The organism is Nocardia sp. NPDC051911 (assembly GCF_040681035.1).
Lineage (GTDB): Bacteria > Actinomycetota > Actinomycetes > Mycobacteriales > Mycobacteriaceae > Nocardia > Nocardia sichangensis.
The window spans coordinates 108467-123571 of record NZ_JBFAXY010000003.1 but is presented as its reverse complement, the minus strand read 5'-3'; the positions used below and the strand labels follow the sequence as shown (position 1 = coordinate 123571).

General features: G+C 66.6%; 6 protein-coding genes. 3 read left to right on the top strand and 3 right to left on the bottom strand.

Going from position 1 to position 15105, the window contains the following annotated elements:
• The first annotated feature begins 444 nt into the window (after positions 1–444).
• Entirely contained in the window at positions 445–1764 is a 1320-nt protein-coding gene (locus AB0L97_RS05215; protein ID WP_364425422.1) for an FAD-binding oxidoreductase, read from the top strand.
• Positions 1765–1853: 89 nt separating this feature from the next.
• On the opposite strand, the gene AB0L97_RS05210 is transcribed toward AB0L97_RS05215, so the two are convergent.
• Together AB0L97_RS05210 and AB0L97_RS05205 are read right to left on the bottom strand one after the other, a co-directional pair.
• Entirely contained in the window at positions 1854–10349 is an 8496-nt protein-coding gene (locus tag AB0L97_RS05210) for an amino acid adenylation domain-containing protein (RefSeq protein ID WP_364425420.1), read from the bottom strand.
• A 57-nt stretch (positions 10350–10406) separates the two neighbouring features.
• Positions 10407–10784 (bottom strand): hypothetical protein, encoded by a 378-nt coding sequence (locus AB0L97_RS05205; protein WP_364425418.1) that lies wholly within the window; start codon positions 10782–10784, stop codon positions 10407–10409.
• 325 nt (positions 10785–11109) lie between these two features.
• On the opposite strand from AB0L97_RS05205, the gene AB0L97_RS05200 reads away from it, so the two are divergent.
• Positions 11110–11859, top strand: a complete 750-nt coding sequence (locus tag AB0L97_RS05200) for a TetR/AcrR family transcriptional regulator C-terminal domain-containing protein (protein WP_364425416.1) — start codon at positions 11110–11112, stop codon at positions 11857–11859.
• Between the two features lie 105 nt (positions 11860–11964).
• Here AB0L97_RS05200 and AB0L97_RS05195 read toward each other — a convergent pair whose 3' ends face one another.
• Positions 11965–13107: a protein kinase family protein gene (locus tag AB0L97_RS05195; RefSeq protein ID WP_364425414.1), complete on the bottom strand. Its 1143-nt coding sequence runs from the start codon at positions 13105–13107 to the stop codon at positions 11965–11967.
• Positions 13108–13498: 391 nt separating this feature from the next.
• Between AB0L97_RS05195 and AB0L97_RS05190 the strand changes: the two genes are divergently transcribed.
• Positions 13499–14671 carry a hypothetical protein gene (locus tag AB0L97_RS05190; RefSeq protein WP_364425412.1) on the top strand — a complete coding sequence of 391 codons (1173 nt, stop codon included), beginning with the start codon at positions 13499–13501 and terminating at the stop codon, positions 14669–14671.
• Positions 14672–15105: the final 434 nt, after the last annotated feature.

The window sequence follows — 15105 nt, the reverse complement described above, 5'->3', positions numbered from 1 at the left end:
ATGAGCCATACCTGTCGGGCAGCTCCATCTCTGGAGGCTGAGTAACACGCAAAGGGGACGCGCGTAACCGACACGGCCCGAGTCCGAATCTTACTGAGTCACGCCTTCGGGCGGTTGTGATCGTCCTCGATTGGCGGGTCGGAACGCACCGCCACGTCACCCGTTACCGTTCGGAAATCGAGAACGAAGGACTGCCCGGCGGTTGGCGGGTAAGAGTTCCATGGGGAGCCCGGTATTGGCGTAGCCGATCGAGAGGACTTGGCCTTGAGTGATCTTTCTCGCCGTGACCTGCTCAGGACGTCGACGGCCGTCGGCGTAGGAGCAGTCGTTGTTTCGGGCCTCACAGGCGCAGACACGCCGGATATCGCGGACGCGAGCGTCCCCGAAAAAAGCCCGGGATGCCCGCCCGCGACGCTGACCGGCCACATCGTCCGACCCGGTGACGTGTCGTACACGGAGGCCCGACTCGGCTGGGATCAGCTCTTTTCGCACTATCCGCTGGTCATCGTCTTCGCGCAGGACACCCAGGACGTGGTGAACGCCCTGACGTGGGCGCGGCAGCACAACGTCGCGTTGCGGGTACGCAGCGGCCGCCACGCCCTCGAGGGCTGGTCGAACGTCGACAACGGCATCGTGATCGACGTCAGCCGGCTGAAGTCGGTCCGGATCGACCCTGGCGCTCGTATCGCGACGGTCGGCGCCGGGCTGAACCAGCTGGAAGCGGTGACGACGCTCGCGAAGCAGAATTTCGCGATCACAACCGGAAGCGAGGGCAGCGTAAGCGTGTGCGGTGCGACGCTCGGCGGTGGACTCGGGCCACTCAACCGCTGGCTCGGCATGGCCTGCGACAGCCTGATGGCGGCCGAGGTCGTCGTCGCGTCGGGTGACGACTGCGCCGAGGTGATCAACGCGGACTCGCAGCACCACTCGGACCTGCTCTGGGCGCTTCGCGGCGCGGGCAACGGCAACTTCGGGATCGTCACCCAGCTCACCTACAAGGTGTATCCGCTCGAGCATCTCGCCTATGTGCAGGCGACGTGGGATGGACTCGGGGACCTGTACGGGGTCTTCGAGGCGTGGCAGCGTACGGTACCGTCCGCCGACAGCCGTCTGGGTTCCGAGCTCGAGGTCCACAAGTCCCAGATCCTGCTGTCCGCGTGGCTCGTGGAGGGGGCGGCGGCACAGGCCACAGAGATGCTGGCCGCGATCCTGTCGGTCGGTAGCCCCGATGTCACGGTGCAGGTCGGTAACTGGGGCGATATTTTCGCGGGAGCCCAGGTCCCGCTCCCGCAAGAGCCCGCGAACTGGAAGTTCCTCTCGCAGTTCGTCAAAGAGCCGTTCCCGAAGGAGGCGATCGACATCATCGGCGACTTCATGAGGAACGCTCCCACAGAGGACAGCAACTACTTCGTCGATGCCTTCGGTGGGGCGATCAAGACGGAACCCCCTGGCGGCACGGCGTTCGCGCATCGCGACGCGCTTTTCTACGGTGAGATCGGCGCAGCTTGGGGGACTCGTTCCACACAACCAGGCGTCAGCGACCCGCTGACCTCGCAGGCCCAGGCCTGGACCGCCGAGTTCAGCCAGGCGCTGCGGCCCTACGCGAACGGCGCCTACGTCAACGTACCGAACGTCGGAATGCAAGAGTGGGGAACCGCCTACTGGGGCGGACAGCACTTCGAGCGGCTGCGCGTGATCAAAGCGAAGTACGACCCCCACAACATTTTCCAGTACGAGCAGAGCATCCCGCCCGCATCACACTGATCGACAGTCAGTCATGACTGTTCCGCAGACCCGGACCGACCCAACCTATCTCCGCGAGCTGCCGTGACATGCCGGCCTGTCCTGAAGGTTCATCTTCGACCGGCCAAATGCTCGTCGAGTACGCGCGCGATGATCGGCAACACGTGTCGTGCGGTCAGTTCGTCATGGGTGACTCCGATATCGTGATCGACGATCTCGCCGGTCACGTAGGGCCGCCATCCACCGGGGCCCGAGTTGCCGGAAGCGTCGACGGTCGCACTGAAATACACTGCGTCCCCGCCGAATACGGGACGATGATATCCGGTTCTGATCTGTGCCACTATGTTGTACCACCGCGTCAGACGCTCGATTGTGCCCGCGTCGATCGGCGAAACACCGCCCAGTCGGGCACGAATCAGATCGGCGGCATCTTCCGCGGACGCATCGGCGGGCACACCACGAATACCCAACATCGGGCCGAAAGTACTGACGAAGCCGCCGGCGGAAAGCTGCTCGATGCTGTCACCATCGATGTCCGCGGAGTCCGTGTCGAGTAGCGCGAGAAGTCCTACATGCTCACCGGCGTTCCTCAACTTCGTGGCGATCGCGTGCGCGACGAGCCCGCCGAACGACCACCCGAGCAGGTGGTGTGGACCCGTCGGCTGCAGAATCCGGATCTCGTGGATGTACCGATCGACCAACTCTTCGATCGATCGCGCTAGTGCTTCGCCGCCGCCCAGGCCCGGTGCCTGTAGCCCATAGATCGGCCTGCCCGGCGACAGCACATCCGCGAATCCCGAGTAGGGCCAGGCGACTCCGGAGGACGGAGACACGCAGAACAGCGCGGGTTCGCTGCCGCCGAGCCGGATCGGCCACACGACGTCGAGCATGGGTCCGGCGTCGACTGGAGGCAGTTCATCGGCCATGCGCCCGGCGGCCGCGGCCAATGCGGCGATGGTGCGGTGCTGGAACACCTGAAACGGCGTGCGGTGGACGCCCCGCCGCTCGGCCCTGGATACCAGCTGGAGAGCGAGGATACTGTCGCCGCCGAGAACGAAGAAGGAATCGTCGGCGCCGACTTTGTCGACACCGAGCAGCTCCGCGCAGATGTCGGCGAGAATTGCTTCGGTCGGTGTCGAGGGTGGCCGGTACCCGGCCTGCCCGTCCGCGAATTCAGGTGTGGGCAAGGCGGTCCGATCGAGCTTGCCGACCGCGTTGAGCGGAATCGTATCGAGCACGACGAACACGGAAGGGACCATGTACGCGGGCAGGGCAGCGGTCGCGACCATACGCAGATGCGCGACGTCGACCGTGACATCTTCGGCAGGCAGCACATACGACACCAGTACGGTTGCCCCTGTCGGCCCGGCGCGGCCTGTCGTCACCGCATACTCGACCTGTTCATCGCGGCACAGCACGGAATCGATCTCGCCGAGTTCGATCCGCAGGCCGTGGATCTTCACCTGAAAGTCGTTGCGGCCCAGAAACTCCAGCTCGTATGTATGGTCGGCCCCGATGACCCATCGCACCATGTCGCCGGTGCGGTACATCCGCTCCCCCGGCTGGCCGTAGGGATCGGCGACGAAGTGTGTCGCGGTCGCCTCGAAACGGCCGAAATAGCCGCGGGCGAGCGCGGGACCGGCCAGGTACAGTTCACCGGCGACGCCGACCGGCACCGGACGCAACCAGGTGTCGAGCACCATGGTCGCGGCGCCACGGATCGGCCCGCCGATGGTGATCGGCGCTGCCGCGGCGAGATCGCGGTGACAGGTCGCCCAAGTGCTGAACTCTGTCGGACCGTACAGGTTCACCATCCGACGCTCATTCGACCACCGCTCGATCAGTTCAGCCCTCGCGGGCTCGCCCCCAACAGCAAGCACCCGCAGCTGATCGAGTCCGCCAGGATCCATCGTGGCCAGTACCGACGGCGTGATCGACGCATGGGTGACCCGTTCGGCGCGCAGCAGTCGATCCAGCTCTCCGCCCGCACATACGTCAGGCGGCGCGATCACGAGTTCGCCGCCCGCGCCATGTGCTGTCAGCAGTTCGAAGATCGACGCGTCGAAGCTCGGTGACGCCACATGCAGGACGCCGACCGCCGGATCCAAGTCCAGTGACTCGGTCAAGTCGGCCACCAGATTCGCAAGCCCGCGATGGCTGACCAGCACAGCCTTGGGTTCGCCGGTGGAGCCCGAGGTGTAGATCAGGTACGCCGCGTGGTCGATGCGGATGGGACTCCCACGCTCCGCGTCGGTGATCGGTGCTGCGGAGACCTTCTCGACCCGGCGGCGCGTATCGAGGTCGTCGAGCAGCAGCCAGTCGATGGTTCCCGGTAGCGTCTCGCGGGTCACCGTCACGCCGATCTCCGCCTTCGAGTCGGCCAGGATGTGCTCGATCCGCTCGATCGGATAGCAAGGATCGAGCGACACGAACGCCGCGCCGGTCTTGGCAACTGCCCACACCGCCACCACCGATTCCAGCGATCGACCGAGAGCAAGCACGACGCACATTTCCGGCCGCGCGCCTCGGCGCAGTAGGACGCGGGCAAGACGATTCGACCAGGCGTCGAGCTCGCCATAGGACATCGTTATCTCGCCCGCGCGAACAGCGATGGCACTGTGGTCGATCCGTGCTCCGGCACAGAGAATTTCGGGCAGTGTTCGCGGCGGCATCGACGCCGGTCCACGCACCGACAGCAGCGTGGCGCGCTCCGCGTCGTCGCAGCACTGTAGCTCGGACACCAGCGCCTGTGGGTTGCCTACGAGTTGAGTCAGGAACCGGATCAAGCGATCCAACAGTAGGCGCGCTGTTTCCGGCACGAACTGGTCGGCGTGGTACTTCACGCTGATGCGCAGCATGGCCTGCCCGTCGCTGCCGGGCAGCGGAACCACCATGAGATTCAACGGATACGGCGTGGCATCGGTGCCCTCGACGTCGACTACCCGCATGCCCGCGATGTCCGGCAGCGCCGACAACGCGCCTCGGTCGAGCGGATACGACTCGAAAACGGTGAGCGTATCGAACAATTCGGCCAAGCCCACCGTCTTGTGAATCGCAGCGAGCCCGACTTGCTGATGATCCATCAGCCGTGCCTGTTCACTCTGCATGCGAGCCAGTAGGTCGGCGACCCGCTCCGCGGGATCGAACCGTACACGCACCGGCAACGTATTGATGAAAAGACCGACCGATTCTTCGACACCGGCCAGCTCGGGTGGCCTGCCCGACACCGTCGCGCCGAATACCACGTCGGATCGGCCCGTCAGCACGGCCAGCAGCATCGCCCAACCCGCCTGCACTATCGTGTTCGCCGTGGTGCCCGAATCGCGCGCGGCCATTTGCAGACGTGCGACGATGTCCTGGGACAGGTCGGCGGACACCGTCCCGGTCCCTGTCGCCTCCGTGCCGGTCGATGTCGAGACCGCCCGTGTCGGGATGTCGATACCTGCCAAGTACTGTGCCCACGCGGCGGTCGACGCAGCATGATCCTGCTGGCGCAGCCAGGAGAGGAATTCGCGGTAAGAGTGCGCGGGCGGCAGCGCGGAGGTGTCGCCCGCAGTGGCATAGAGCGTGAGTAATTCCCGCACCAGCAGCGCAGTCGACCAGCCGTCCAGCACAAGGTGATGGTTGGTCAGCACGAACCGGTACTGCGCGGGAGCGGTACGCACGAGCGTGCAGCGCACGAGCGGCGGGCGGGTCAATTCGAACCGGCTGCCCGCGTCCAGGGCGATCAGCCGGTCGAGTTCTCGCTGTCGTTGCTCGGCTTCCGCGATTCCGGTCAGGTCGATCTCCCGCCAGCAGATGTCGGCGTCGGTGACGACGAGTTGGCGGGGCCCTTCATCGGTCTCCACGAACGCGACCCGCAGGATGTCGTGCCGTGCCACCAGCGTCTGCGCGGCGGAGCGTAGTCGCGCGGTGTCGACGGTACCCGTCAGCGTGAGTAGCGACTGCACCGTATAGACGTCGGCGCCTTCGGGATCGTACAGCGCATGGAAGAGCAGGCCATGCTGCAATGGTGACAGCGGCCAGACATCGGTGAGAGTCGGATAGGTGCGTTCCCAGGCGTCGATCTGTGCCTGCGTCACCGCGACGAGGTCGAAGTCGCAAGGAGTGTGTCCTCCGGCTCCTGGCCTGCCGCTGTGATCGGCCAGTGCCCGCAGCGCGGCTGCCCAGAGATCGGCGAACTCTTCGACGTCCACGGCCTCGAGCAGCCGAGCTGCGTATGCCCACGTCACTTCCAGCCCGGAGTCGGTCAGTGCGGCATTGATATCGACGACCGCGGCCAGCGGCGCTCGCTCGTCCCGCGTTGCCGCGAAGCGTTGCGGCAACCAGGCCCCGGCCTCGCTGTCGGTCGGCACCCGGCCCAGATAGTTGAAGCTGATCTGCGGGGTCGGCGCGTCCACGAGCGCATTCTTGGTGTCGGCGTTCAGATACCGGAGCATGCCGAAGCCGACACCCTTGTCGGGCACCGCGCGTAACTGTTGCTTCGTGGTCTTGATCGCGGCGCCCGCCGCGGGGCCACCGGTGAAAGCGTCTGCGAGGTCGACGCCCGTCAGATCGATGGCGATCGGATGGACCGTGGTGAACCAGCCCACGGTGCGCGCGACATCGGCGCCGGGCAGGACGGCCTCCGTGCGTCCGTGGCCCTCCATGCTGAGAAGCAATGACCTTCGATCACGCCAGCGGCATGCCGCCATCGCGAGCGCGGTCAGCAGCACATCGTCGGCACCGCAGTGGAAAAGGTCCGGCACCGTGGTGAGTACCGAGTTCGCGACATCCGGAACGACGATGGTCCGGAAAGTCCCCGCGGTGGCGGCGATGTCGAGGGCCGGGTCCCAAGCGCCCGTGCCGATCGGCGGATCGGGCGTCGCCAAAATGTTCTGCCAGACCGGCAGTTCGGCGCTGCGGCCTGCCGCATGGTCGACTTGTCCGTGCGCCCAACGCCGAAACGAGGTGCCGACCGGAGCCAGGGCGAGGCCCTCGGCCGCGGTCGCCAGATCCGGCAGCAGGGTGCGCCATGACACCGCGTCGATCACCAGGTGATGCAGCACGATCCAGCACAAGGAAGGAGCATCCGCTCGTTCGATCAGCACGAAGCGTGCGACGACTCCGGCCTCCGGATCGAGCAGGTCCGCGGCAGCTTGCAATTCGTCATCGAACGTCGGATCGCCATTGCGATCGGCGCTCACGATGTCCACCAAGGTGCCTGCCTCGACCGCACCAGCTGGTGCGACAACCCATTCCCAGCCGTGATCGGTGTTTCGCATCGAGGAGCGCAGTAGGTCGTGATGGTCGAGAAGCACTTGCACGGCCTCGACCAATCGTGTGTGGTCCACGTCGGCCGGTAGACCGACCAAGACCGCTTGGCCGAGCCTGCGCCAGGTCTGTCCTTGGTCCAGCATCGCGTGCACGATCGGTGTGAGTTCGACGGCGCCGACGCCACCGCCGGGCAGCTCGCGTGCCACCGGAGTGCGCGCCTCGGTGGCCACCGCTGCGAGAGCGGCAACGGTCTTGCGCTCGAATACATCTCGTGCGCTGAGGCCGATCCCGGCGGACTTCGCCTTCGAGACCAGTTGAATGGCCGAGATGCTGTCGCCACCGAGTGCGAAGAAGCTCGCGTCGGCGCCCACCGAATCCAGCCCGAGAACCTCGGCGAACAGCGCGGCCAGCGCCTGCTCCCGTGGGGTCGAAGGTGGTCTGCCCACAGACGCGTCCGAGCCGAACTCTGGTTCTGGCAGTGCCGTGCGATCTACCTTGCCCAGCGGTGTCAGCGGAATACTGTCCAGTATTACCACCGCGGCGGGCACCATGTAGGCCGGAAGCGCCTTGTCCGCAGCCGCTTTCAACGCGTCCACAGAGACCTTGGCACCTGGTTCGGGCAGCACGTACGACACCAGCGCGGTGGAACCCGAGTCGGTCTCCTTGCCGAGGGTGACCACGAAGTCGACGCCGGGGTGCTGTCGCAGAACGGCATCGATTTCGCCGAGCTCGATACGGAAGCCGCGCACCTTCACCTGGAAGTCGCTGCGACCCTGATGATCCAGCTCCAATCTCCCGGAACTCTCGGTCCAGCGAGCCAAGTCTCCGGTGCGGTACATCCGCTCGCCGCACGCGTAAGGGTTCGCTACGAATCGGCAGGCAGTGAGGCCTCTACGCTGATGATAGCCGCGCGCCACACCCGCCCCGGCGAGATAGAGCTCCCCGATCGTCCCGGGAGCCACCGGCCGCAACCAGGAATCGAGCACGACCGCCGAGAAACCGCGAGCCGGACTTCCGATCGTGACCGGCCCAGCGGGTCTCAACGCGTCGCTCAAGGTCGCCGTGACCGTGGTCTCGGTGGGCCCGTACCCATTGAGTACAGAACGACCGGACCACCTGGCCACCAACTCGCCTGGGCAGCTCTCACCACCGACAACGACAGTGCGCAGGCTGGGTAGTGTCGCCGGGTCGAGGGATCCCACGACCGCCGGTGTGGCGTCCAGGTGGGACACACCTTCCGCGCGCAGAACCGCTGCCATCTCTTCACCGCCGTACGCCGATGGCGGAACAACGACGAGCGTCGCACCGGCGGCGAAGCTGACCAGGATCTCTTCGACCGAAATATCGAAGCTCGGCGAAACAACATGTGCCATCACGGAATCCGCGGCGACGCCGAAACCCTGCGCGGAGTTTGCGACCAGATTCGCCAAGCCACGGTGTGTGACCAGGACGCCTTTGGGCAATCCGGTCGACCCTGAGGTGTAGATCATGTAGGCGACCTGATCCAACAGCACCGCAGCGTGCCGCACCGTATCGTCGACCGCGGCCGCACTCTGCTCCGCGATGTCCCGGCCGGTCTCGTCCTCGTCGAGGATCAGCCAGTCCACCCGATTCGGAAGCAGACTTCGCGCGGTCGTTACGGTGAGGCCGATGCCGACGCCGCTGTCGTCGACCATATGCTCGATCCGGTCCGAAGGGTAGGTCGGGTCGATCGGCACGAATGCGGCGCCTGTCTTGGCCACGGCGAGCATCGCGAGCACGGAATCGATCGAGCGCGGAATCGAGATCGCCACACCGCGTTCCGGCCCGACACCGGCGGCGATCAGGATGCGTGCCAGCCGGTTGGTGTATTCGTCCACTTGGCGGTAGGTCAGCCGAGCTGACCCGCTATGGACAGCGATCGCTCCGGGGTCGATTCCCGCACCCGCGGCGAGAATTTCGGGCAACGTGCGCGGCGAGACGCTCGTCGGTCCGCGTGCCGGTGCGAGTTCGGCGAGCTCGTTATCAGGTACGACGGGAATCGTGGACAGTGCCGCGTCCGGTCCAGCGGTGAGGAACCTGCGCAGGAACCGCAGAAATCGGCTGTGGTGAGCGATCAATTCGGTATCGCTGTACAGGTTAGCGTTGCCCTGGAAGTCGATGTGGGTGCTCTCGCCCCCAACGCCCGGATACAGATTGACGTAGAGGTCGTCGATCAGCCCGGCCGTCAGCACATGCGCTCGTCCGGTGACCGCACCGAGTTGAACCCTGGTGTCCACCATCATCAAATTCACCGACGGACCGAAGGTCGCTACCTCGTCCATCGGCCAACCGAGGTCGCGGAAGATGTCCTCTTGGCGGTAGCGCTGCCGCCGCAGCGCGCCGGTCAGCTCAGCCTGTGCTGCCCGGATCAGTTCACCGACGGTCGTGGTCGGCCGCAAGCTCAGTCGCACCGGGACGACGTTGGCGATCATGCCGCCGGAGCGCCGCATCGTCGCCGTCGTGCGCGCAGAGACCGGCAGGCTCAAGACCACCTCTGGAGCACCGGTGATCGCAGCCAGATAGGCGCCGAAGGCTGCGACCACCGTAGGCGCCACACCGGACGACGCCGCCTTCGCGACCACCTCCAGCAACGCAGCCGTTTCCTGCGTCAGCGCCGCCTCCACACGTCTGGGATGCGCGTCCACTTCGGCGGTACGGCCCGCCAGACTCACCGGGTCGGCGATCCCGTCCAGGTGCCGAAGCCAATACTCCCGGTCGGCCGCGAAACGGTCGGAGCTGCGGTACGCCTGATCGGCATCGACGATCTTCCTCAGGTCCTCGGCCTGTGCGGCAGGGGGCGGCCTCCCCTCGATCGCCGCGGTGTAGAGCTCGCCGGTGCGGCGCGCCATGGCCGAGACCCCCATGCCGTCCAGCGCGATGTGGTGCATCCGCCAGTAGCAGAACCAGCGGTCGTCGGCGATCCGCAGCATGACGACACAGGCCAGCCGATCGTTCATCAGATCGAGGGGCGCCGAGTATTCGTGGCGCATCCAGGCATGAGCCGCGCCCGCGGGATCGCGCTCACCTCGGAAGTCGACAACGCGTGCACGATCGTCGAGCGTGGTGTCGACGCACTGGAACGGATAACCGTCGCTTTCTATCAGGCGCAGATACCCGGTGCCGAACTCGCGCCCGGCTCGGCGCGCTGCCGGGGCGAGCAGGTCGAGGTCGATCGATCCCGCCAGGTCGACGTACTGGGCAATAGAGATCGGGACATCGCCTGCGACGTGCTGGGCGAACCAAATTCCGCGTTGGGCCGCCGAAAGCGGGAAAACTCCGTCGGACAGCCTATTCCCGGTAGCGATCGGTCTAGCGGAAGACTGTTGCATGACAAGACCTTTATTCTGACCGGTGTAGCCACTCGGGCCATTCCTCACGATCAAGCACTACGGATGTCGTATTCCTTTTCTCTCAGTCTGAGCCAGGCTCAGGACGGCGTCCGCGCCGACACAGGTTCCGTCGACGCATCGGCCGCAGTCCGGGATGTAAGACGGCAGACGTCGACCGCTCGATTCGGAAGGCCATAGACGCCGCGACTTGCTGGATACCGCCAGATCGGCGGCAAATGTGAACAGCCCGCCGACTTCACGGTGCACTGGCGGACCACTGATGATCGACTCGTTACCCACGATGAAGCTCAACTCGGGCGAGTTGGCATCTGCCCCTGCCAGCCGGACCAGCGCGGTGGCATCGACCGCCGCGACTGGCTTCGCGAGCGGCGGCATGCTGAGGTTGTCGGCGAGCGACGCGGTCGGTGCGTGCATGTCGTATCCCAAGGCCACAGCCAGGAGGTCTGTTGTGCACCCCGACCATGGCCTCCAGCAGGGACTTCAACGATAACTCCGAAGCGAGGGCCGGTGCAGGCTTTCGGTCGGCGGAACTCACCACTTTCTCGACCTGCCTCGACGCCTGCACGGCGGTTCCGAGCCATCACGTGCTCAGCTGCCGATGACCGACGACCAAGTCCATGCGGTCACCCCGAGCTGGCCGCATCGACCGCCACGGCTCCATGCTCGCGGCTGTGGCCGGGCAGGTTGATCGGCACAATCCAGTAAACCCACAACGTGGGAAATATGCCAGAGTGAAGCCATGAACCCCGCACCCGCGACGCCACCGACCTCGACCCGCCAGGCCTCGGCCCGTCGCGGGCGTCCACCGAAGGCGCAGGGTCGGCTCTCCCGTGCGGCGATCCGAGAGGCAGCTCTGGCGGTGATCGACGCCGAAGGTGTCGGTGCGGTGAGCATGCGGTCGGTCAGCCGCTCGCTGGGTGTAGACGCCAAGAGCCTCTACCACTACGTGCGGGACAAGGACGACCTGCTCGACGCGGTCGCCGAATACCTGCTCGAGCAACTGCGTCCACCGGAGGAGACCGGCTCACTGGAAGATGACCTCCGAGCATGGGCGCATGAGTTCCGCAGGATCACCCTCGCCCACCCCCAAGCCGCCACTCTGGTCCTGACCCGCCAGCTCTCATCGGCCGCAGGCCTGGCTCCGGTCGAGGCCGCTCTCGCGGTACTGCGCCGCACCGGCTGCAGCCCCGAGGACGCCGTTCACTTGATGCGCGCCTTGCTGGCCACCTTGATCGGAACCTTGCTGCGCGAAGCCTCCGCCGGGCCCACCTACGGCACCGCGGACCCCGGCGAAATCGCCGAACGGCAGAGCACCCTCGAGTCATCCGGACTGCCCCAGGTCCGCCTTGCCGCTGCCCACCTCGCCCGCTTCGACCGCGACCGCGAGTTCGACTTCACCGTGGACCTGATCGTGGGTCTGGTCAGCGCACGCGTCGGTGGCGTCGGCGCGTCGGCAAACAGCCAGAACGACTCCGAACGGTCCGCATAGTTGGGGAAGAGTCCACGCCTTGTCGATGAACGGGGCCGGAACACCCCATGTCCGTCATGTCGATCGGTGTTCGCCGACTACATGTTCGCTCCGAGGACACGGTGGTCACCTAACGTCAGGGCTCCGAAAGGCCTGGCCGCCCAGCAGGCAGCGGATCTCCTGGTCCGGGTACGGGGTGCTCCGGCTCTCCTGCTGGAACGCGCGCATGAACACGGACATCGCCGCGGCGATCGGCGCGTGCCGGGTGATGACCGTGGCGGCCTGCCCAGGGATGCCCTCCGGCGGCTTACCCTCGGCGAAGGCGCGCACCATCGCGGCGCGCGCCTCCCGGTCCTCCCGCCGGAGCCCGTACAGGGCGGTGAGCAGCCAGTTCACCAGATAGGTTGCGGTGTAGCCGCGGTCGTAGCTCTGGTGCTGGTCGAAGAACGCGGCCTCCTCCGGCGAGAGGTCGAACGCCGAGGAGAGCGAGAGGCCGTAGTCGCCGAAGTAGAGGCGTCGACCGTCGGTCAGGATGTTCCAGAAGTGCGCGTCGAGGTGCAGCAGCCCGCGGCTGTTCATGAACGCGGTGCCAGCGGCCAGTTCCCGCTCGACCATGGCGCAGGCCCGGTCGGTGGCCACGTCGCCCGCCTCGATCTGGGCGTTGAGCCACTCGTGCAGGTTCTGCGGGATGTATTCCAGGAACAGCGCGATGCTCGCCGAAGAGTTCTGGAGGGCCTCGATCCGGTGGCGTACCTGCGGTCGGCCGTCCCAGTAGGCGACGGCACGGTCGATGGCGGCGAGCTCCTCCGGCAGCGGCGTCGTGTCCGGCAGCACCCGCCAGTGGTACATCAGCGGGAAGCCCTCGTGTTCGGCGGCAAGCACCCAGTTCGTCGTCATGGTGTGCACGGCGAGTTCGCGCCAGGCTCCGAAGCCCGGCCCGCCGATGAGGCCGACGCCGTACTGGCAGAAGAGCGGCATGTCGAACAGGTTCGCCGTGGACCGGACGTGCTCCGGCTGCCGTTCCAGGTCGGTGAGGGGCACTCGCTTCATGAAGACCGGGGTTCCGGCGACCTCCAGCAGCGCCGACTTCCCGCCGATACCGGCGCCGATCGGCGTGGCCGTGTCCACGAGTTCGCGCAACGCGTGATCGCTGTGCAGCGCCAGGGCCGTGGAGACGGCGCTGTGGGCGTGCAGACGCGCCGGGCGCGCCATGTCGCGGGTCGTCGCCGCGCCGCGGGATATCGCTGCGCCCGGTGAGGAGGACGTCACTGCGTCAAGGGAGTTCGCTGCGGTCTCCACGTGGGCGCCGACCTCGATTCAGCCATGGCCACGCGGTCGTGCCGGCGGCCTCCGGAGCGGGCAGGAGGCCGGTCCGGAGGAGCACCCGACGGCGGTCCCGGCTTGTCCCCCCGAAACCGCACTCTACGTCACGACCTCCATGTAGGCGTCAAGCAACGGTCCGAGGCTACGGGGCCGCTGGCCTTCGACATGCCGCCGATCCGCAGCACGGCCACGGACCATACGGTTGTCCGACTGCACTCGGAGATACGCACAGCGCCCGTCGCGCCGCATGCCGCCGCGCTGGTCCGGCATGCAGACTCCCCCTGACCGGGAACGTCGCCCTCGGGCCGAGACGTGCCTCGCGTGCCAGGATGACGCGATGAGCACCGTGTTCAGGCGGCCGGTCAGCGAGGAAACCGTGATTCTGTTCATGGATTACGGGCAGTTCCGCATCGACGGTGGCGTCGAGAGCCCGGTCGAGGAACTCGAACTGCTCGACCGGGCGCTGGCGGCGCACCCGTTCGCCTCCGATGGGCTGGCGGTGGTGGTGTTGAGCCCGCACCAGAACAACTTCCATATGCCAGTAACGGTTCAGGTTTGGGACGAGCGGCCGCCCGGCGATCGCGCCGAGTGGCAGCAAGTGTGTGAGACCCGGTTGCGAGTCGGACCGGAGGGCACACTGTGCCTGTCGTCGCCCACCGACGGCGCGGTCGACTGCCCGGTTCCGGAGGGCCAGTACCTGATCGAGATCAGCGGCCGTGGATTCGTCAACTACGGCTGGCCCGGGTCGACCGAACCCGGCGATGTGTGGCGTATCCGGCTCTGGCCGGACGACGGCAGCGAACCGCTACCGGCCATGCAGTGGAACATGCCCGGATACGGTGTGCCCGAGAATGTCCCGCTACCCGAGGTCACCGCGTCGGTCGACGCGGAGGAATGGGTCGTCGTAGTCGACGACAAAGGCTCTCGCCGCCTGCACATCGACGAACTACCGGCGCAAGCGGCCGCTTTCCAGCGGCAGCGTTGGGGCGGGGAGCCGATACCCCGGCTGGAAGATCACCCGGGCGCGGAAGACCTGGCACGCCATGACCGCGCGATCGCCGAGGCGATCGCCACCATGGGTGATCCCGAGTTGCGGCGCCTGGCGCGCTGGTCGGCGGCCCAAGCCTGCGCGAAAGCAGGCCTCAGCGACCGGCCATGGGTGCGGCCCGCCTTGGCGGCGCTGCGGGACGGCCGACCGCTACCGCCCCCGTTCGACGACGTAGACGCGGCCATGACCCGACTGCACGATGAGGACTTCGGCCCGCCGGATGACGAACACGTCGGCGCAATGGAAGCAACGATGGTTCTCGGTTCGGCCGGTACGACGGCGAACCCCTTCGACCTGGGTCCGATCCACCGTCCGTCCTTCGCACTGCCCACCATCATCGACGCGAACCGACCCGACGCCCTCGATGCCGCGATGACGACCCTGTACGCCACGGGATTGGTCTTCGGCCCCGAGGTGGACACGCTGTTCGCCGCGCTAAGAGCGGAATTCGAGACCGGGTGAGCCGAACGGCGAGGACGGATCCGTATGGTGGGATCCGCAGCAGTGACTGCTGTCGGATACACCGCTGGCACCAAACACACCCTGGCCTACCAACCGACCGACACCACATCGGCGAACGCAGTGGCCTGGGCAGAGATGCGCAACCGCGAGGACGGGACCTCGCCGGCGCGAGGGACGTTCGAGTACTGAGCCCGCTGGGCACGCCGCCCAACGAGGTCGCCGGCAACGAGCTCATGGCCAACACGACGGACACCGCGCCCCCTGGGCCCGGGGAGAACGTTGGGGGCACCGAATTCGAAGGGCGGACCCGCGACGCGAACGGCCAGTGGTACAACGACGGCTACCCCACCAGTCACGACCGCGACGCCAACCCGGCAACTGAGCCGCGGTCCGCGCCGAGCGCGGGACGGTGGGCCGTCCGGCCCGCAGTGTCG